The 20191-nt window shown below is 46.8% G+C and carries 19 protein-coding genes and 2 pseudogenes; 15 read left to right on the forward strand and 6 right to left on the reverse strand.

Annotated elements, in window-relative coordinates; all coding sequences use genetic code 11:
* Positions 1-14 precede the first annotated feature (14 nt).
* Both VSQ32_01075 and glyA read left to right on the forward strand, forming a co-directional pair.
* The gene (locus tag VSQ32_01075) at positions 15-287 is read left to right on the forward strand and encodes a DUF1294 domain-containing protein (GenBank protein ID MEH2941479.1); all 273 of its coding nucleotides are present in this window, start codon (positions 15-17) and stop codon (positions 285-287) included.
* 79 nt (positions 288-366) lie between these two features.
* Positions 367-1605: a serine hydroxymethyltransferase gene (glyA, locus tag VSQ32_01080; GenBank protein ID MEH2941480.1), complete on the forward strand. Its 1239-nt coding sequence runs from the start codon at positions 367-369 to the stop codon at positions 1603-1605.
* Positions 1606-1816: 211 nt separating this feature from the next.
* Here glyA and VSQ32_01085 read toward each other — a convergent pair.
* Positions 1817-2125 (reverse strand): annotated as a pseudogene (locus VSQ32_01085) (ATP-binding protein).
* A 163-nt stretch (positions 2126-2288) separates the two neighbouring features.
* On the opposite strand from VSQ32_01085, the pseudogene VSQ32_01090 reads away from it, so the two are divergent.
* Positions 2289-2459, forward strand: a pseudogene (locus VSQ32_01090) (type II toxin-antitoxin system prevent-host-death family antitoxin).
* 490 nt (positions 2460-2949) lie between these two features.
* Here the strand turns inward: VSQ32_01090 and VSQ32_01095 are convergent.
* Together VSQ32_01095 and VSQ32_01100 are read right to left on the reverse strand one after the other, a co-directional pair.
* Positions 2950-4635 (reverse strand): methyl-accepting chemotaxis protein, encoded by a 1686-nt coding sequence (locus tag VSQ32_01095; protein MEH2941481.1) that lies wholly within the window; start codon positions 4633-4635, stop codon positions 2950-2952.
* A 346-nt stretch (positions 4636-4981) separates the two neighbouring features.
* The gene (locus VSQ32_01100; GenBank protein ID MEH2941482.1) at positions 4982-5641 is read right to left on the reverse strand and encodes an Ltp family lipoprotein; all 660 of its coding nucleotides are present in this window, start codon (positions 5639-5641) and stop codon (positions 4982-4984) included.
* Positions 5642-5969: 328 nt separating this feature from the next.
* Between VSQ32_01100 and VSQ32_01105 the strand changes: the two genes are divergently transcribed.
* Genes VSQ32_01105 through VSQ32_01120 form a run of 4 tightly spaced genes read left to right on the forward strand, consistent with a single transcriptional unit; the run spans position 5970 to position 11022 of the window.
* Positions 5970-7445 (forward strand): HlyD family efflux transporter periplasmic adaptor subunit, encoded by a 1476-nt coding sequence (locus VSQ32_01105; GenBank protein ID MEH2941483.1) that lies wholly within the window; start codon positions 5970-5972, stop codon positions 7443-7445.
* 24 nt (positions 7446-7469) lie between these two features.
* A complete protein-coding gene (locus VSQ32_01110; protein MEH2941484.1) occupies positions 7470-8162 on the forward strand; it encodes an ABC transporter ATP-binding protein in 693 nt (230 codons plus the stop codon).
* Entirely contained in the window at positions 8155-9735 is a 1581-nt protein-coding gene (locus VSQ32_01115) for an efflux RND transporter periplasmic adaptor subunit (GenBank protein ID MEH2941485.1), read from the forward strand. Before VSQ32_01110 ends, VSQ32_01115 begins: the two co-directional genes overlap by 8 nt.
* 33 nt (positions 9736-9768) lie before the next feature.
* The gene (locus VSQ32_01120; protein MEH2941486.1) at positions 9769-11022 is read left to right on the forward strand and encodes an ABC transporter permease; all 1254 of its coding nucleotides are present in this window, start codon (positions 9769-9771) and stop codon (positions 11020-11022) included.
* Positions 11023-11101: 79 nt separating this feature from the next.
* Here the strand turns inward: VSQ32_01120 and VSQ32_01125 are convergent, their stop codons facing one another.
* Positions 11102-11287: a YlcI/YnfO family protein gene (locus VSQ32_01125; GenBank protein MEH2941487.1), complete on the reverse strand. Its 186-nt coding sequence runs from the start codon at positions 11285-11287 to the stop codon at positions 11102-11104.
* Positions 11288-11416: 129 nt separating this feature from the next.
* Positions 11417-11695: a hypothetical protein gene (locus tag VSQ32_01130; GenBank protein MEH2941488.1), complete on the reverse strand. Its 279-nt coding sequence runs from the start codon at positions 11693-11695 to the stop codon at positions 11417-11419.
* Positions 11696-11864: 169 nt separating this feature from the next.
* On the opposite strand from VSQ32_01130, the gene VSQ32_01135 reads away from it, so the two are divergent.
* The 4 genes from VSQ32_01135 to VSQ32_01150 are packed head-to-tail and all read left to right on the forward strand — an operon-like array spanning position 11865 to position 14496.
* Positions 11865-12317: a LytTR family DNA-binding domain-containing protein gene (locus VSQ32_01135; GenBank protein ID MEH2941489.1), complete on the forward strand. Its 453-nt coding sequence runs from the start codon at positions 11865-11867 to the stop codon at positions 12315-12317.
* Complete coding sequence (locus VSQ32_01140; GenBank protein ID MEH2941490.1) at positions 12310-12777, forward strand: hypothetical protein; 468 nt, start codon at positions 12310-12312, stop codon at positions 12775-12777. The genes VSQ32_01135 and VSQ32_01140 overlap by 8 nt, the downstream gene beginning before the upstream one ends.
* Positions 12770-13699, forward strand: a complete 930-nt coding sequence (locus VSQ32_01145) for an ABC transporter ATP-binding protein (protein ID MEH2941491.1) — start codon at positions 12770-12772, stop codon at positions 13697-13699. Before VSQ32_01140 ends, VSQ32_01145 begins: the two co-directional genes overlap by 8 nt.
* A complete protein-coding gene (locus VSQ32_01150) occupies positions 13696-14496 on the forward strand; it encodes an ABC transporter permease subunit (GenBank protein ID MEH2941492.1) in 801 nt (266 codons plus the stop codon). The genes VSQ32_01145 and VSQ32_01150 overlap by 4 nt, the downstream gene beginning before the upstream one ends.
* A gap of 71 nt (positions 14497-14567) precedes the next feature.
* Here VSQ32_01150 and VSQ32_01155 read toward each other — a convergent pair whose 3' ends face one another.
* Entirely contained in the window at positions 14568-15953 is a 1386-nt protein-coding gene (locus VSQ32_01155; protein ID MEH2941493.1) for an MATE family efflux transporter, read from the reverse strand.
* 209 nt (positions 15954-16162) lie between these two features.
* On the opposite strand from VSQ32_01155, the gene serS reads away from it, so the two are divergent.
* The 4 genes from serS (at position 16163) to panB (ending at position 20188) form a co-directional block, all read left to right on the forward strand.
* Complete coding sequence (serS, locus tag VSQ32_01160) at positions 16163-17455, forward strand: serine--tRNA ligase (protein MEH2941494.1); 1293 nt, start codon at positions 16163-16165, stop codon at positions 17453-17455.
* The gene (locus VSQ32_01165) at positions 17452-18294 is read left to right on the forward strand and encodes a hypothetical protein (GenBank protein MEH2941495.1); all 843 of its coding nucleotides are present in this window, start codon (positions 17452-17454) and stop codon (positions 18292-18294) included. Before serS ends, VSQ32_01165 begins: the two co-directional genes overlap by 4 nt.
* A 126-nt stretch (positions 18295-18420) precedes the next feature.
* Complete coding sequence (locus tag VSQ32_01170; protein MEH2941496.1) at positions 18421-19350, forward strand: Rossmann-like and DUF2520 domain-containing protein; 930 nt, start codon at positions 18421-18423, stop codon at positions 19348-19350.
* A gap of 10 nt (positions 19351-19360) precedes the next feature.
* Positions 19361-20188: a 3-methyl-2-oxobutanoate hydroxymethyltransferase gene (panB, locus tag VSQ32_01175; protein MEH2941497.1), complete on the forward strand. Its 828-nt coding sequence runs from the start codon at positions 19361-19363 to the stop codon at positions 20186-20188.
* The last annotated feature ends 3 nt before the right edge of the window (positions 20189-20191 follow it).

A 20191-nucleotide genomic window follows, 5' to 3' on the forward strand; every position in this document is an offset into this window, starting at 1 on the left:
TGCAGATACCCGAAATGGAATATTTACCGTTGTTATATCTGGCCTGTATCAATCTGACAGGATTTTTCCTGATGGGGCTGGATAAATGGAAAGCAAAACATAAGAAATGGCGGATTTCTGAAAAAGCGCTGTTTGGAACTGCTGTTGCCGGAGGCAGTATCGGAACCTGGGCAGGCATGTATGTGTTCCGCCATAAGACCAGACACTGGTATTTTGTGGTGGGAATGCCCCTGATTCTGGTGCTGCAGGCAGCCGGTGCAGTCTGGCTGTTGACTTTTGAAAGATAAAGTAATATTATGGAAAAGCATATCGTTATGGAAGGTTACAGTTTCATAAGTTACATAAAAAGAGAAAGGAAAGGAACCTATGTACTCATTTGATGAAGTGAAGAAAGCAGATCCTCAGGTGGCTCAGGCCATTACAGAAGAAATGGAGCGGCAGAACAGCCACATTGAGCTGATTGCCTCAGAAAACTGGGTCAGCAAGGCAGTGATGGCAGCCATGGGAAGCCCCATGACCAATAAATATGCGGAAGGATATCCGGGAAAACGTTATTACGGCGGCTGTGAATGTGTGGACGTGGTGGAAAATCTGGCCATTGAGCGTGCAAAAGAGCTGTTTGGCTGCGAATATGCCAATGTACAGCCCCACTCCGGCGCCCAGGCCAATATGGCAGTGCAGTTTGCCATGTTAGAGCCGGGAGACACGGTAATGGGCATGAATCTGGATCATGGCGGACATCTGACCCATGGCAGTCCTGTAAATTTTTCCGGTACTTATTTCCATATTGTACCTTACGGCGTCAATGACGAAGGGTTTATTGATTATGATAAAGTAAGAGAAACAGCGCTGGAGTGTAAACCGAAGCTGATTATTGCAGGAGCCAGCGCCTATGCAAGAACCATTGATTTTAAGAGGTTCCGTGAAATTGCCGATGAGGCGGGCGCATACCTGATGGTGGATATGGCTCATATTGCAGGCCTTGTGGCGGCAGGGCTCCATCCAAGCCCCATTCCCCATGCCCATGTGGTAACCACCACCACCCACAAAACACTGCGGGGGCCCCGCGGAGGCATGATTCTGGCCAGCCAGGAAATGGCGGACAGGTTCAACTTTAACAAGGCGATTTTCCCAGGAACCCAGGGAGGCCCGCTGATGCATGTGATTGCCGCAAAAGCGGTGTGCTTCAAAGAAGCGCTGGAAGACAGCTTTAAAGAATACCAGCAGAACATTGTGAAAAATGCCCAGGCTCTGGCAAAGGGACTGAAAGACAGAGGGATAAAACTGGTTTCTGACGGAACGGACAACCATCTGATGCTGGTGGATTTAACACCATATGAACTGACAGGAAAGGCAGTGGAGAAATTGCTGGATTCCGTTCATATTACCAGCAACAAGAATACCATTCCCAATGACCCCAAATCTCCTTTTGTAACCAGCGGTATCCGTCTGGGAACTCCGGCTGTTACATCCAGAGGATTTACAGAAGCCGATATGGATAAAGTGGCGGAATGTATTGCCAGAATGGTGAAAGAGGGAGAAGCCGCTTCCGAAGAAGTGCGCAGGATGGTGAAAGAACTGACAGATAAATATCCTCTGGAATAAGCAGAAGAATGATAAAACTTATGACGAATGCCAGGTAAACGGAAAAAGAATAGCTGCCATGCAAAAGGTTTATCCGATTGCATGGCAGATTTCTTCTATCTGAGAAACAGATGAACGGACAGTTCCTGTCCCTGCAACGATGCATCGACCTCACCCCGTGGAGTTCCACGATGCGTTTTACAATGGCAAGCCCAAGCCCGGAGCTTTGGGCGGAGCTTCTGGCCTGGTCTCCGCAGTAGAAGCGCTCAAAGATTCGGTCAGGCTCAATGGCGTGAGCATCCGTCAATTGGTTCGTGATACAGATATGGAGCCGGCCCGTGTCCTGTGCCGTTACGGTTACCGGAGCGGAACGAGCGGCATATCTGCGCGCGTTGTCCAGCAGATTCTGAAACACCCGTACCATCTGCTGCGTATTGATACAGGCGGCATGGCTTTTCGCCTCCAGATGCCATGAAAGAGTCAGGCCCTCTGCTTCCATAAGAATTTTATATTCATAAAGGATATGCCGCAGCAGTTCCATCACATCCCTTTTTCCATGTCAGGAAACCGGTCGGCGGAGTGTCAGCGCCGATGGCAAAATGTAAGAAAACGCCGATTGCTTTTTTGACAATAGTGAAAGCAACGCAGGGGGATGAAATTTGACTGATGAAAAAACATAAGCAAAATGCTGTAAAATATTTCGTTTGTTTCTGACTAAAAATGGCAGGGGCAGATTTGTGGTAATGGATATAGAAGATTACGAGCGTGATAAAGCGGAAAAGAAGCTGCTGGAGAAACTGCATGAGGCAGAGGAAGTTGTGAAAGACGGGAATGGATGGCTGACAATGGAAGAATTGAAAATCAGCAAGCCATAATAAATGATGCAATTGAAGGAAAAACAGATGTGTATCTGCATAGAACTTAAACAAAAACAGTCAGGAACAGCGGAGAACACACCGAGTTTGAGTGATGGATAAAATCCCGAAAACGCAGATAAAATGGGCGTTTTCGGGATTGATTTATGCCTGTTGGCTCTAAAATGGCTCTAAAATGGCTCTAATTATTTATGACAATAGAAAGTCTGCGAGGCGGACTTTCTATTGTATGAGGAAGACCGGATTTGAGGCGGGCATCGTGATACCTGCTTTTTACAGGGCAGGTCCACATTCGAAGGCGAGTACCATATATTTTTCTGCATTGGTAAGACCATAAGACATATTTCTTCAAAACATGCAACGCAGGCAGGTGCGCCTGTCACAGAACGGTAAAAAGCAATCGTTGTATTCCTGTAATTGATTTGCCAGACAGGTAATGTGCCATTTGCAGAGCAGAGTTCTGCTATTTTTTCTACATTACAGATTCTTTTTATCTGTGTCTGCGCAGCCGGAATCTGTGTACGGAAACTTTCAGTTCTTCCGACTGGCTCTGGAGTTCTTTGGCAGAAGCGGCAGATTTTTCCGCTGTGCTGGCATTGGTCTGAACCACCCCTGCAATCTGTTCCATGCCGGCCTTTAACTGGTGAAGCGCCTGTGACTGCTGCGTGGCGGAACCTGCAATCTGTTCAATCAGGTCTGTAGCCTGTTTGGCTCCCACTACCACATCGCCCAGAGCGCTGGTGGTTTCGGCAGTCAGTGAAGTGCCGTGTTTTATCATCCGTATGGAGTTTTCAATCAGCTCCGTAATATCTTTTGCGGAAGCAGAACTCTTATTTGCAAGGCTCTGTACTTCTTCTGCCACAACGGCAAATCCCTTTCCGGCTTCTCCGGCCCGTGCAGCTTCCACTGCGGCATTCAGAGCCAGGATATTGGTCTGGAAAGAGATATCTTCAATGGTCTTGATAATACCGCCGATTTCCTGAGAGGCATTGGAGATGTCTTCCATAGCGGAAGTAAGTTCGCCCATTTTCTCATTGCTGGCCAGCAGGAGTGTGGCAGCTTCCGTGGAACACTTCTGAGCAGTATCCGCATCGGAAGAAGTGTGATCCACCTGAGTGGAAAGTTCGTGGATACTGGCTGCCAGTTCCTGAACTGCGGAGGCCTGAGCCACAGCGCCGCTGGAAAGAACTTCGGCATCGGAAGCCATCCGTCTGGATTCCTCCAGTACATGTTCTGCAGTGATATTGATACGGGAGAGAGCGTTATTCAGGGAATCCAGAATCTGCCGCATGGCGTCCTGAATGGGCAGAAATTCACCCCGGTAATCGTCGCCAATTACAAGATCCATGTTGCCCTGTGCCATTTCGGACAGTTTTGAGTCAATATCATGTATGTATTTTTTCAGTTCCCGCTTCGTCTCATGGATGGATTCCACCAACATGCCGATTTCGGAAGTATTTGATTTCAGGAGAAATTCAGCAGAAAGATTACCCTGAGAAATCTCGCTCATCTGATCACGGACTGCAATCACAGGCCGGAGCACACGCCTTTTGGTAATAACCATAATGAGAAGCTGAATCACTGCCACAATAATCAGAGCGGCAATCATGGTAGCACGGATAAAATCAGATTCCCGGCCCAGAGTCTCTACCTGTGTTTTGGTTCTTTCGTCCAGAGCTTCCAGAAACTGCTCCTTCAGAGCATTAATCTGAGCAATTGACGCACTGTATTCTTCCCCGTAGACATAATCCAGAGCAGCCTGCATATTGCCTGCCTGTACGTTTTTCATGGCCTCGTCTTCCAGAGGCACCAGCGTATTGGAAAGTTCGGACATATCGTCAATCATTTTCTGTTCCTCAGAAGTGATGCCGATTTCCTGCATGGCTGCAACGCCCCGGTCGCGGTTTTGCAGCACATTTACTTCATTCCAGTAATTGTCGTAATGTTCCTGCTGGCCGGTGGAGGCGAACGCGCGCACCTCATTGGTCAGATAGGCGGAACCGTTCATAAAACGATTGGCATTGTAAGTCAGTGCAAAACGGTTTTCATTGGCCAGGTCAAGTTTTCCGCTGATACTGCTGTAAGACAGCAGGGAAAAGACCAGAAATAAAAGGGCCAGAATGGATATCCCGTTTAAAATAAATGATAAAGTGGATTGGTTGATGGATTTTTTCATTGTAATTGTTCCTCCTGATGCATGAACTCTGATTGTTTCTTCATCTGAAAAATAATTAAAAATTTGTAGCAGTTCACAGACTCAAATCATAATAAATATACTATAAGTTTACAGAAAACAACAGGAAATTTCAAGTCATAAATTACTGGAATTCTTTGATATATATTCCGGAAATGTAAGCAGTTTTCCTGTGGATGGTGTAATTGCGGCATGCATAATTCCGGCGCTGCCATAGAAAAACCCGAAGCTGCTGCTTCGGGTTTTGTATGGTGCGCATATATAATACATACTGCTATATCTGTCTGCCGATATGATAACATATTTAATTTTAAGAAATAAATGAATTTTAATATCCTGCCTCTGTTGCGGCGTATTCTGCCTGTTCATCCGTAAAGCCTTCAAATTTCAACTGCTCAATCAATCCTGATTTGGAGAAAGATGAAATTTTCAGATATTCCTTTGCCTTGATAGCAGCCTGTTCATTCCAGTCGGCACCGCAATTGTCTGCTGCGTAAGTTGCTTCCTCAGTGGAAAATCCCTCAAATTCCAACTGGGTAATCAGACCATCGTGTGAAAAACCGGAGATTGCCAGATAAGTCTGGGCTTTCGCCAGTGCATTTTTCTGTCCCATAGTCAGCGAATCGTCTGTGTCGGATGTATTGTCTGTTTCATCTTCATTGCTGCTATTATTATCTGCATCATCAGGATTATCTGCGTCGTCAGAATTATCTGTATCTGTCTTAGCGTCCTCGGTTTTCTTATCAGAACTGTCTTTGTCCGTACTTTTATTTTCAGCTTCTTTGACTTTGTCTGAAGATGCGGAATCGTTGTTGTATTTGTTACTGCCCCCGGCAGCAGCGGCGCCAATTGCGAGTACAATAACTGCAATAATAATCCATTTTACAATCCCTCCCTGTTTCTTTCGGCAGGCCGGGCATACTTTCGCTCCTGCGGGTATCTCTGATTTACAATGTTTGCATAATTTGGTTCCATCTTTTTTTGACATAAATTTACCCTTTTCCTTTACGTATTTTTATATATTCCTGGGGAATGGCTATTACAGTCTGCGGAGTATTTCTGTTATGTAACGGTTCAGATTTTTGAACATTCTCAGGGCTGTTTTATTATAACTGATAATCCGGAGTTTGTAAACATAAGTTTTCTGATTCTCCGGGATATTTCAGACAGTTATTTAAGAAAATATTAATAAATTTTATTAGGATTTATCACCATTTTATGATAAGATGTTTACTGGACAACAGGCGGAATGATACATATATTACCGGGCCCCTGTGGTTCGGCAGACATTACCGGTTAAGTTTAGGAGGAAAAACATGAACAAAAAGAAAGTGGGTATTATTGTTGCAGCAGTTGTAGCAATCGTGGCAGCCGCAGGGGGAGGAGCCTGGTATTTTCTGAAAGGAAATGCCGGTACAGGAAACAGTGCAGATAAAGTGTATGTGGAATCTGTTGCATCCCTGACTTCTGTGGGGGCCGGGAGCCAGAATCGATATACCGGCGTGGTGGAAGCACAGGAGACCTGGAAAGTAAATAAAGACGGAGAAAAGGAAGTAAAAGAAGTTTTTGTAAAAGAAGGCGACATGGTGGAAGAAGGCAGTCCACTGTTTGAGTATGATATGGAAGAAGCAGAAGGGGAAATTCAGCAGGCGGAGCTGGATCTGGAGGGAATGCAGAATGATATTACCAACCTGCAGAGCCAGATTAATCAGCTGTCCCGTGAGAAAAACGCAGCGCCGGAAGAAGATAAATTCGAGTATACGGCTGAGATACAGGAGAAACAGAACAGTATCAAGCAGACAGAATACAACATTCAGAGTAAAAAAGCAGAAATTGAAAAGAAAAAAGAATCCATAGAGAAAGCAGTGATTACCAGCAAAATTGCCGGTGTGGTGAAGTCCATCAATGAATCAGGTACGGACGCCATGGGGGAATCCGCAGCTTATATGACGGTGCTTGCATCCGGTGACTATCGGGTGAAAGGGAAAGTCAGTGAAACCAATGTCCAGAACCTTTCCGAGGAACAGCCGGTAATTCTGCGTTCCAGGATTGATGAGAACCAGACCTGGACAGGAAAGATTACCAAGATTGATACTCAGAATGAAGCGGGAGACGGGGATGACAGTCAGGATTATATGATGGGGAGTGACAGCGGGGTGGAAAAAGCTACCAAATATCCTTTTTATGTATCACTGGAGTCTACCGAAGGCCTTATGATGGGCCAGCACCTGTTTATTGAACTTGATGAGGGGCAGGCAGAGCAGAAAGAGGGTATCTGGTTGTTTGAAGGTTATATTGTGCAGGAAGAAGGGAAAGCCTGGGTGTGGGCGGACAACGGGAAAAACCGTCTGGAAAAACGCGAAGTGGAACTGGGAGAATACGATGAAAACCTGGGAGAATATCAGATTGTGTCAGGACTTATCCAGGAAGATGCCATTGCATTCCCCATGGACGGGCTGTATGAAGGGGTAACTACCGTTACAGACCCGGCAGAAGTAGATTATACGTCACCTCTTTACAACCCGGAAGGAGAAGACGGGGAAATGTCAGAGGATGGAGAGATGTCAGAAGACGGAGAACTGCTGGAAGACGGAACTATGATGGATAATCTGTCAGAAGACAGAGAAGTTCCGGAAGAACTGTCAGAAGACGGAGAACTGCCGGAGGATTCCGGAGATGATGCCGAAGGTACCGAAAATGAAGATACTGACAGCGATTCAGACGACGGAGATAACGATGGTGACTCAGGAGAAGCTGACAGCGATTCAGGCGACGGGGAGCAGGAGGAATAACAGAAACCGGAGGGAAGAACAGGAATGATATTGGATTTACAGAACATATTTAAAGATTATCAGCAGGATAAGCTGGTGGTTCCGGTACTGAAAGACATATCCCTTCAGGTGGAAGAAGGAGAATATGTGGCGATTATGGGTCCTTCCGGTTCCGGAAAAACCACATTGATGAATATTATCGGCTGTCTGGACCGGCCTACCTCAGGCACCTATCAGCTTGCCGGAGAAGATGTGCTGAAATGTAAGGACAAAGAAATGTCAGATTTACGGCTGCGCAGTATTGGATTTGTATTTCAGAGTTTTCACCTTCTTTCCAGACAGAGCGCTCTGGACAATGTGGCGCTGCCTCTGAGCTATGCAGGCATCAGAAAGAAAGAACGGAGGGAGCGTGCAGTCGGGGCTCTGGAGCGGGTAGGGCTGGGAGATCGTGTGACCTTTAAGCCCACCCAGTTATCCGGCGGACAGAAACAGCGTGTGGCCATTGCCAGAGCCATGGTAAACAATCCCAAAATTCTTCTGGCAGACGAGCCTACAGGAGCATTGGACTCCAAATCAGGGGAACAGATTATGGAGCTGTTTGAGAAACTGAATGAGGAAGGGGTGACCATTGTTATGATTACCCATGACAGAAATATTGCCTCCAGAGCGAAACGAATTGTGCATATCATTGACGGAATGATTACGGAAGAAGACAGCAGGGAGGGAGAGAATGCATAAAAAAGGAATACTTATTACGGTAATTGTGCTTGGCGTTGTGGGAATTGGAGCTTTCGCCGGGATAAAAGCATATCAGAATTATCAGAATGGCAATACTACGGCAGAAGTACAGTATGTGTCAGATTTAAGCGCCTACTATTATGGAGAGGAAACCAGCAGTTCCGGAATGGTAACCAACGACCAGTCTCAGGATGTTTATGCACTGGATGAGAAAACCATTTCCGAAGTACATGTGGAAGAAGGGCAGACTGTTTCCGTGGGAGATCCGCTGATTTCCTATGATATGACCATGTCCAATCTGGAGCTGGAAATGAAGGAGCTGGATGTTTCCACCATTAACAGCAGGCTGGAAGGTGCGAAAAAGCAGCTGGAGCGTCTGAAAAATACCACTCCGGTGGCGCCCCGGCCGGAAGAGCCGGAGATTCCGGATGTGGAGCCGGAACCGGAACCAGACCCGGAGCCTGCCATGCCGCCTGAAAAAACAGGGAAAGCCTACAATTATATTACCAGTGCTTCCAAACCCACGAAGGGCAAGGGAACAGAGGAAAAACCCTATATTTATCTCTGTATGCCGGACTGTTATGTGCTGGGAGAATTTATCAACAGTCTGTCCGAGGATGAGGATAATCCCGTTTATGTGAGCCTGGAAATACATAAGAAAAATGTATTGACAGGTAAACTGATCAGTTCCTGGGAAATCAGCGGTGAAAGCGGATTTCCTCAGATGGCAGATGACTCCAAATGGTCGGTGAAGACAAAGTCCCAGATTACCGATGAAGACCTGGAACTGCCGGAGGAACCGGAAGAACCGGAGATTCCGGAGAATTATGAAGAGCCGGAAGAACCGGAACAGCCGGAAGGATATACGGCAGAAGAACTGGCAGAAAAAATCCGGGAAAAGGAAGAAGAAATCCGGGATCTGGATTTGAGCAGAAGGAAAGAAGAACTGGAACTGGAGCAGATGAAGAAAGTTTCCGGGGACGGTGTGGTAAAAGCTACGGTAAATGGCATTGTCAAAGACCTTGGAGATAAAGACGATCCGCCCAAAGACGAGCCTTTTCTCACAGTGGCAGGTTCCGAGGGGCTGTATGTGAGCGGTTCCCTCAGCGAGCTGCAGCTTGGAGAGGTGAAGGTGGGCCAGGTAATTTATGCCAATTCCTGGGAAAGCGGCAGGAATTTTGAAGCGAAGATTACTGAGATTTCCAGTTATCCTCAGGAAAACAGCAATGCATATGGCGAAGGAAATCCCAATGTGTCCTATTACCCTTATACTGCTTACATTGAGGACACGGAAGGCCTGCGCAACGGAGAATATGTGGATTTGACCATGACGAATACACAGGAGACGGATGGCATTTATCTGGATAAGGCATTTGTGAGAGAAGAAGACGGGAAGAAATATGTGCTGAAAGCAGATGAGAATAACCGTCTGGTGAAACAGTATGTAAAAACCGGAAAGACTATCTGGGGCCAGTCTGTGGAGATACTGTCCGGATTATCCAAAAGTGACAGAATTGCATTTCCATATGGAAAAACTGCAAAGGAAGGCATCAAAGTAGAAAGCAATGAATAGTCGGAGCGGACATAGAATGAAGGAGAAAAACAGATGTTAGAAAATATCAGACTGTCCTTTCAGGGACTGTGGTCGCATAAAATGCGTTCCTTTCTTACCATGCTGGGCATTATCATTGGTATTGCGGCAATCATTGCCATTGTGTCAACCATCAAGGGAACCAATGAGCAGATTAAAGAGAACTTAATCGGATCCGGAGATAACACGGTAAATGTGCGGCTTTATCAGGGCGATAACAGTTACGAAATAGATTATTACGGGGTACCGGACGGTGTGCCGGTTATCACAGAAGAAACACGGGAGAAAATGCTGGAGCTTGACCATGTGGAGGATGTTGCTCTGTATACTTCAAGGGAGACTTACCAGGCAGTGTATTACCAGAATACCGCAATGTCCGGAGGAAAAATCTGCGGTATTGATCAGCATTATCTGGACACCTGCAATTACATTATCAAACAGGGCCGGGGATTTTGCGAATCTGATTATAAAAAATTCCGCAAAGTGGTGCTGCTGGATGAAAATTCTGCCGAGACCTTATTCCAGGGAACTGACCCTGTGGGGAAAACAGTGGAAATTCAGAAAGAGCCTTTTACGGTCATCGGAGTGATTGCAAAAGCTACCAGATTTGAACCGGTTATTAACAGCATTGAAGAATACTATACCTATGCGGAATCCAGCAGCGGTGCGGTGTATGTTCCGGAAACTTCCTGGCCTGTACTGTACGGGTATGACGAACCCCAGTCAGTGATTCTGAAGCTGGACAGCGTGGATAATATGACTGTGGCCGGAAAAGACGCTTCCAATATTCTGAATACCGGTTTGAATGTAACTGATGAAACCTTAAAATACAAAGCCGACGACCTTCTGAAACAGGCAGAAGATATTCAGAAGCTCAGTCAGTCCACCAACACCATGTTAATCTGGATTGCCGGAATTTCACTGCTGGTAGGCGGTATCGGCGTTATGAATATTATGCTGGTATCCGTCACAGAACGTACCCAGGAAATCGGCCTGAAGAAGGCAATCGGCGCCAGAAAGGGCAAGATTCTGGGACAGTTTCTGACAGAAGCGGCAGTGCTTACCAGTCTTGGCGGACTGATTGGTGTGATTGTGGGAATCATTCTGGCAGAAGTCATTTCACGAATAACCAGTACCCTGGTGGCCATCAGTGTTCCGGCCTCTGTCCTGGCTGTGATATTTTCCATGGCTATCGGCATTATCTTCGGGCTGCTTCCTTCCTACAAGGCGGCGAATCTGAATCCCATTGATGCATTGCGTCATGAATAAGAGCCGGTTGTCTTCCGGATAAACATATAACAAAAACAGGTTGTTTTCTGTTCAAATCAGAGGACAGCCTGTTTCCGTTTTACAGTAGTGTTTCTTCTTTTGTAGTTATATGTTCCAGAGCATATTCACATGCCTGAATTACAAATCCGGAAAAAGTCACACCGTGGTTTTTTATTGCGTCTTCAATTTCCATAATTAATGGCAATGGAAATCGTACGGTTTTATTTTCTGTTTCTTTTTTATCTGATTTTATCTGAAAGGACATATGTAACACCACCTGTTTTTTATAAGTTAATTATATTATAAAAAACGAAAATATTAAGCAATGCACTTTATAAGACAATACGCAGTGCATTTGGGAAGAAAACTATTTCCCCGGTCAGAGTTGTGTGTATTATAAGAATTTTCCAGGTGAAATAGAAGATAGAGCACGGATATAATCAGTTTGTTTTGTATGCCCATGTCTGGTGGACTGTAGAAAATGGAAGTCGGGAGCCGGGAAGTTGTGTTTGTAATCAGTGCCAGGATATAGTATTATTCGGTACAGGAGTAATCGTGTTACAGGGTGGACAGCCTCCCGCAAATCTTTTGCTGCCTCTTTCACTGCATCATGTTTTTCACTCTGCACATATGACCTGAGCACTTCCTGATCATCAAATAATTCCATCATCATGTCAGGTACCTCCTGTTCCCTGCTTTCCAGATATTCCTTTGATAAGGAAATTTTCAAGACCGGTATTTTGTGTATTTTACAGGGAAATAAATGCAGCTTCCGGGATTTCTGTTGCGGTCAATAAGGAAAGCAGGTATAGTAATAGAAGATCTCGGAAAGGCGGATTGTGATGATGAAAATAACCATGGAACAGGTGGAAGCCGGACAGGAGGAAGTTCTGATTCGTTATCGGGAAGTAACGCCGGAGCTCTGCAGGCTCCTGAGATTTCTGAAAGGAGAGTCCCCGGTGCTTACCGGGAAAAATGAACATGGCCGGTGCAGGCTGATTCCGGAGCAGATTTACTATCTGGAAAAAGTGGACGATAAAAGTTTTGCCTGTACGAAAGAACAGGAATATCAGATTCCCCTTACATTGAAAGAGGCGGAGGAAAAACTGAAAGACCATGGTTTTTTCCGGTGCAACAAATCCATGGTGGTAAATATTGACCATATTGTGTCGGTACAGAGCCAGATGGGGAACCGGATAGACGCGCTTTTAGACAATCAGGAGCACATTATTATTTCCAGAAGGTATGTGAAGGAATTTCGGGAATTGCTGAAAGGGGGATTGGAGCATGAATAACCTGAGAAAATATATCAGAACGGAAGTGGAGGTGGAGATATTTGCCTGCGCCCACATTACAGCCATGATATTTCTCTACGGGTTCCTCCGGTGGCTGATGTATGACAGCACCGTTTCCTTTCCGGTTATTCTGGAACAGATGATACTGGGATATGTGATTTCCTGGGTGCAGAAGGTGTTGTTTTTACAGGAAAAGTCCTACACGGAGCGTTCCTGCCGAATACGGGAAATCCTCTGGTGTCTGCTGCCCGGATGTCTGACAGCAGCGGCGGGAGGCCTGGGAAACTGGTTTCCGGAGGCAGAGGGTAAAACATCTTTGTGGTTTTACGGGATCATGTTCTGCTATTTTATTCTGCTGTGGCTGTTTCTGAAAAAATTTTACCGGGAAGAGACAGAGGAAATGAATGAGCTGCTGAACCGGCGGAAGCAGAAAAAGATTTGGAGGGAAAAAAGTGATTGAACTGCAACATGTGACCAAAGATTACGGGAAGGGAAAAGGGGTGTTTGACCTTTCCTTTTCCGTTCCCCAGGGAGAGGTGTTCGGATACCTGGGGCCAAACGGAGCGGGCAAAACAACAACCATCCGTCAGTTGATGGGATTTATACGGCCGGATAAAGGCTCCTGCCGGATGATAGGAAAGGAATGTTTCAGACAGGCCTTTGAAATTCAGAAAAAGACAGGATATCTTGCAGGAGAACTGGCTTTTCCGGAGGATATGACCGGGCTGGGATTTCTGAAATTTATGGCGGAAATGAAAGGGATGAAGAACGTAAGCCGTATGAAAGACCTGATGGAACGGTTTGAACTGAATCCCCATGGAAAGATAAAGAGGATGTCCAGAGGAATGAAACAGAAAGTGGGGATTGTGAATACATTTATGCATGATCCGGAGGTTGTAATTCTGGATGAGCCCACCAGCGGACTGGACCCCCTTATGCAGAATGCATTTGTGGATTTGATTCTGGAGGAAAAGAAGAAAGGAACCACCATATTGATGTCTTCCCATATTTTTGAGGAAATCGAGAAAACCTGCGACCGGACGGCCATTATCCGTTCCGGACGGATTGCGGCAGTGGAGCATATGAAAGACCTGACGGGAAAGCGGAAGAAAATTTATCTGGTCACACTGGAACAGAAAGAAGACGCGGAAAGGCTGCTGAAAGAACCGGGTATTCAGAGATGGAATCCTTCCGAATCCGGAGAAGCCCTGCTCCCCAATCAGGCGGAATTTACCGTGTCCGGCAGCCTGCCGGATGCGCTGATAACTATTGCCTCTTATGGAGTAAAAGACCTGGAGGTCAGAAGCCAGAGCCTGGAAGAACTGTTTTTGCAGTATTATGAGGGAACACATGTTCAGAAGAAAGGACGGTGGGAAACATGATATCGGTGCCGCTGTTAAAAAGAAATATCAGAGTCTGCCTTATGCCTTTTCTGGTGATTTTTGCAGTACTCTGTATGTACACTACAGTGATTATCTATATGTATAACCCGGAACTCTCCGAGATGTTAAGCGGATATCAGCAGGTGCTGCCGGAAATGATGGCGGCAGTTGGCATGACGGGAATCGCTTCTGATTTACTGGATTGGATACAGATTTATCTGTATGGTTTTATCATGCTGCTGTTTCCTCTGATTTTTATTCTGATTATGGTACAGAAACTGCTGCTGGGCCAGATAGAATCCAAAACGCTGGCCAATCTTCTGGCCACGCCCAATTCCAGGAAAAAGCTCATCCTGACCCAGATTTGTTCCATGGTGTTGTGGATGGCTGCGCTGCTGGTTCTGATAACTGCAGTCGGAGCGGTAAGCTGCGAAATTATGTTTCCGGGGGAGCTGGATGTGGGCAGGTATCTGGCGCTGAATTTCAGTACCCTGCTTTTGCAGACTGCGGTGACCGGGATTGTGTTTCTGGCAGCCTGCTGTGTCAGCAGCAGTAAATCTTATTATCTGGCAGGCGCCGGGATACCGGTGGTATTTTTCCTGTTGCAGATGATTTCCAATATGGGAGAAAAGCTGGAAAAACTTAGATATATGACTATCTATTCATTGCTTCCCACAGAGGAAATTCTGAAGGAAAACAGCTTATTTCCGCTTCAGAATCTGGCGCTTCTGGGAATTGCCCTGGCGCTGTTTGCAGCGGGGGCAGTATGGTTCTCAAGGCGCGATATCTCCCTGTAGGATGAAACACTGATGCCAGAAAATCTCCGGCAACCGGGGCAGATTTCCGGTATATGGCAATCCGTCTGCTGTTATTGCTTTTCTGTTTCAGCAGTTCGGATGCTTTCCAGTCTGGTCATATCGGAAAATTCTTTCCGCACCACCAGGATACTGATGAAAAATGCGGCGGTATCCGCAACCGGGGCGGAAAATAAAATACCGTCCAGTCCCCAGAACAGGGGGAAAATCAGAATCAGCGGAATCAGCAGAAGCACCTGCCGGGACAGGGACAGCAGTATGCCTTTTGTGGGTTTTCCAATGGCGGAAAAGAAGCTGGCGGATAACATCTGCACATTGTTTATAATCACCATCATCAGGAAGATGCGCATGAAGCGTACGGTAAATTCCATATACAGCCCTTCCCCGGAGCCGAACAGAGAAATAATGTACTGGGGGAAAAACTGGAAAGCAATAAAGGAAAGTACCGACATTACAAAAGAGCATTTGATTTCCAGTTTATAAAGGGCTTTTACCCGGTCATACTGTTTTGCACCGTAATTAAATCCCAGAATGGGCTGGGAGCCCTGGGCAAATCCCACCAGCACGCCGATTACGATGGAGTTGACTTTCATGACAATGCCGGCGCCGGAAAGGGGGATGTCCGAACCGTAAACAGACTGTGCGCCGTAGTAAGTCAGGGAATTGTTCAGTACAATCTGCAGCAGAGTGATGGCAAGCTGGTTCAGACTGTTGCTGATACCCAGGGAAGCGATGGCCGCACAGTTCCGGGGAGAAAGATGGAAGAAATCCATGCCCAGCGCAATGGTCTGAAAATGAAATAAATATCTGAGGGCAATCAGGAAAGAAATAACCTGAGAGATTGTGGTAGCCCAGGCTGCTCCCGCCACGCCCATATGGAATCCGAAAATAAAAATGGGGTCCAGAATGGTATTTACCACTGCTCCGGCTACCATGCAGACCATGGAATATCTGGGGCTTCCGTCTGCCCGGATAATATTGCTCAGCACATTGGTGAGCAGCAGGAAAGGGATACCCATGCCGGTAATCTTCACATAGCTGTAAGCATAGGGCAGAACCGTTTCTGTCGCGCCGAAAGCATAGAGCAGGGGAGTGGTAAAAATCTCCGCTGCCAGACAGATGACAAGGCCGAAAGCGGCCGCCATCCAGAACATATTTCCCACGCACTGCCGGGCTTCTTTCTGGTTTCCGGCGCCCAGCTCCAGAGAAAATTTTGCCGCGCCTCCCACGCCTACCAGAAGGGCGGCTGCCAGGCAGATAGTAGTAATCGGAAAGGCCACGTTAGTGGCGGCATTTCCAAGATATCCCACACCCTGGCCGATAAAAATCTGATCCACGATGTTGTAAAGAGAGCTGACCACCATGGCAATGATGGAGGGAATGGCAAACTGCCTCAGTAACACAGGTATTTTCTCGTATCCAAGAGGATTTTCTTTCATTTGTATCTGACCTTCTTTCTTATTATGATTCGGGTGCGGTGCACCCTTTTGACACCCTGATTTATTATGAAATAATTTCACCTGTTAGATTTTAGTTCCAAATTCCCGTATTTGTCAATTGATTGTTGAGAATTATGCGGGGAAAAGTTGTAATTTTATGGGAAATCCGCTATACTAATGAGAAAGCAAGCAGATGTAAGGAGGAAATCATGATTGATTTAAAATTTTTAAGAGAAAATCCGGAAGTGGTGAAACAGAATATCCGGAACAAATTTCAGGACAGTAAACTGCCGTTGGTGGATGAAGTCATAGAGCTGGATGTACAGGCCAGAAAGACCCAGCAGGAGGCAGACGCCCTCCGGGCAGAGCGCAAAAAGCTCTCAAAACAGATTGGGGCTCTGATGGGGCAGGGGAAGAAAGAAGAAGCGGAAGCAGTGAAAGCCCAGGTGAACGCAGGGGCAGAGCGTCTTGCCGAACTGGAGAAAATGGAAGGGGAACTGCAGGAAAAAGTAACGAAAATTATGATGACCATTCCGAATATCATAGATCCTTCCGTGCCCATCGGCAAAGATGACAGCGAGAATGTGGAAGTGGAAAAATACGGAGAGCCCGTAACTCCGGATTTTGAGATTCCCTATCATGCGGAGATTATGGAGCGTTTGCAGGGCCTTGATCTGGACAGCGCCAGAAAAGTAGCCGGCAACGGATTTTACTATCTGATGGGAGATATTGCAAGGCTTCATTCCGCAGTGATTTCCTATGCGAGGGATTTTATGATTGGCCGGGGATTTACCTACTGTGTGCCTCCTTTTATGATTCGCAGCAACGTGGTAACCGGTGTTATGAGTTTTGCGGAAATGGACGCCATGATGTACAAAATCGAAGGGGAAGACCTGTACCTGATTGGAACCAGCGAACATTCCATGATTGGAAAATTCATTGACACTATTTTAAATGAGGAGCAGCTTCCTCAGACACTGACCAGCTATTCCCCCTGCTTCCGCAAGGAAAAGGGAGCCCATGGAATTGAAGAACGGGGCGTGTACCGGATTCATCAGTTTGAAAAGCAGGAGATGATTGTGGTCTGCAAACCGGAAGAATCTCCCATGTGGTTTGACAGACTGTGGCAGAATACCGTAGATTTGTTCCGTTCTCTGGATATTCCGGTGCGTACGCTGGAATGCTGTTCCGGTGATCTGGCAGACCTGAAGGTAAAATCCGTGGACGTGGAAGCCTGGTCTCCAAGACAGCAGAAATATTTTGAAGTGGGAAGCTGTTCCAATCTGGGAGACGCCCAGGCCCGTAGACTGAAAATCCGCGTAAACGGCAAAGAAGGCAAATATTTTGCTCATACATTGAATAATACGGTGGTAGCTCCGCCCCGTATGCTGATTGCATTTCTGGAAAATAATCTGTGTGAAGACGGAAGCGTGCGGATTCCGGAAGCGCTGCGTCCCTATATGGGCGGTCAGGATAAGATTGTTCCGCCGGAAAACTCATGAAGAAAAAGTATATCGGATTGGGGATTGGGGCTGCAGTTCTGCTGTTCTTCCTGCTGCTGGCAGTATGGGCTGCGCCTCTGGTCCGGATGGCCTTTCTGTTGCGCGATGTGTCGGAATTTGAATATGAACTGTCCCTGGAGCTGGAGGAGAAAAATCTCACAGCGCAGCAGAAACAGCTTATGAATGTTCTGTCTCTGATACTGACCGGGGAAGAAGATGCCGCCCTGTCCTGGGAAATGGACGGAAGAGTATCTGACGGAATGGTTTATGGACAGATTTACTGTAAGGGCGGGAAGGAGCCTGTAACAGAAGTATATTTTCATCAGGAAGAAGGCTTTGTCAACGTGGAAATGCTGTACAATACCATCCGTGACAATGTGCTGAAGCAGCATCCCCTGCTGGGCAGGGCATTGCCGGAATGGGGGTACGGCGCCTTTCTGTCCACCGCTCAGGCAGAAGAAATCTTCCAGGTGGATTTGAAAGATTTGTTTCAGGGAGAAGAACTGGCGGAATATCACGGGAGCAGCGTTCCGGAGTTAATTCGTACCTTTATGGGAATGAAGCGGAAAAAGGGAACGGACGGACAGCGGCAGTTTGAAATGGAGTTGGAAAATTACCGGATTCTTCTGGAACCCGGCAAGGAGAAAGAGCAGCCTGCTGTCAGGGTAACAGCTTCCGACCATTCCGGAGAACAGGCAGCGGCAGTTTACGCCGGCAGATTTGTATTCGGAGCCCCGGAGAAAATAGAATTGCCCGATGATTTCATAGCGGACCAGGATATTGAGCAGTTTGCGAAACTGTGGGCCTCAGTCAGCAGCCTGCAGGAACTGTTTCAGTGAAACAACAGGTATTTGATTTTGTACATGTGAATCTGCCGTTTCCTATTGTAAAAATCCTCTGTTTGTGTTAATTTATTAACGAACGGTATTCAGAAAAGAAACTGTATCACCTGGATAAAAGCCATAATGACCGGCAGGCGGGAAATGGAGGCAGATATGCAGATAGGAATTGCAGGCGCCGGGAAAGTAGGAACCACCCTGGGAAAATATGTAAAAGACCACGGTGCATGTGTCACAGGCTTTTACAGCAGAACCGAAACCAGCGGGCGGGAATCCGCGGAATTTACAGGCACAGAATATTTTAAAACACTGGATTCACTGATGGAAGTAAGCGATACCCTTTTTATTACCACCACAGACGGAGAAATCTCCGGAGTATGGGATTGCATTGCAGAGAAAAATGTGAAAGGAAAAGTCATCTGCCACTTTAGTGGTTCTTTATCAAGTGATATATTTTCAAACTGGGAAGAGACAGGCGCATACGTCTGCTCTGTCCATCCGATTTACGCGTTCAGTAACAAATTCACAGCTTATCAGAATTTAACAGGTGCAGCTTTTGCAGTAGAAGGCTGCCGGACAGCACTGCTTAAAATGCAGGAACTTTTTCAGCTTTTGCCCAACCGAATTGTGGAAATTTCCACTGCGGAAAAGGTAAAATACCATGCGGCCACCAGTATTGCCAGTAATCAGGTGGTGGGACTGATTTCCATGGCGGTAGAGCTTATGAAGGAAGCCGGGATTTCCGAAACCTCCGCCTATGAGCTTTTAAAGCCGCTGGTGGAAAACAATGTGAAATCCGTTTTTGAAAGAGAACTGCAGGAAGAAGATACAGGCTGTACCGGACAGGAAGCAGGATACCGCGGATGTGCACAGGCGCTGACCGGGCCCATTGAGCGCAATGATACCGAAACTGTCCGAAAACATCTGGAGCATATGGACAGGCCCCGGTGGGAATCCGCTTACCGGGCAGTGGGAACCGTGGTCACGGAGCTTGCAGAGAAAAAGCATCCGGAGCGCAGTTATGAAACCATGAAACAGATATTGGAAAGCAAGTGAGGAAAGAACCATGAAAAACACAGTTGTAACCATACGGGAAGCGAAAGAACGGGGAGAAAAAGTCACCATGCTGACTGCCTACGATTATTCCATGGCAAAATTAATTGACGAAGCAGATATCAATATGATTCTGGTGGGAGACTCCCTGGGCATGGTCATGCTGGGATATGAAGATACCCTGTCCGTGACCATGGAGGATATGATACATCATACCAGAGCAGTGGCGCGGGGCGCGAAAAATGCACTGGTTGTGGCGGATATGCCCTTTATGTCCTATCAGACCTCTGTATATGACGCTGTATGCAATGCGGGAAGGCTGATGAAGGAAGGACGGGCCCAGGCGGTAAAACTGGAAGGAGGCCGGGAATTTGCAGACCATATCCGGGCTATTGCCAATGCTTCCATTCCGGTGGTGGCCCATCTGGGATTAACGCCCCAGTCTTTAAACGCATTCGGCGGATTCAAAGTACAGGGCAAGTCAGAGGCGGCAGCCAGAAAACTTCTGGAGGACGCACAGATTGTGGAGGAGGCCGGAGCAGTGGCAGTGGTACTGGAGTGCGTGCCGGCAAAACTGGCGAAACTGGTGACAGAGAAGCTCCGCATTCCCACCATTGGAATCGGCGCCGGAGCAGACTGCGACGGACAGGTACTGGTGTATCAGGATATGCTGGCCATGTTCGGCGATTTTAAGCCGAAATTCGTCAAACGATTCGGAGAAGCAGGCGCACTGATGAAAGAATCCTTCCGGAATTACAGCGAAGAAGTGAAGGCAGGGACTTTCCCCGCACCGGAACATACCTTTAAAATAGATGATGATGTAATTGAAAAACTGTACTAATGT

This window comes from Lachnospiraceae bacterium JLR.KK002 (assembly GCA_036941025.1).
Classification (GTDB): Bacteria; Bacillota; Clostridia; order Lachnospirales; family Lachnospiraceae; genus Petralouisia.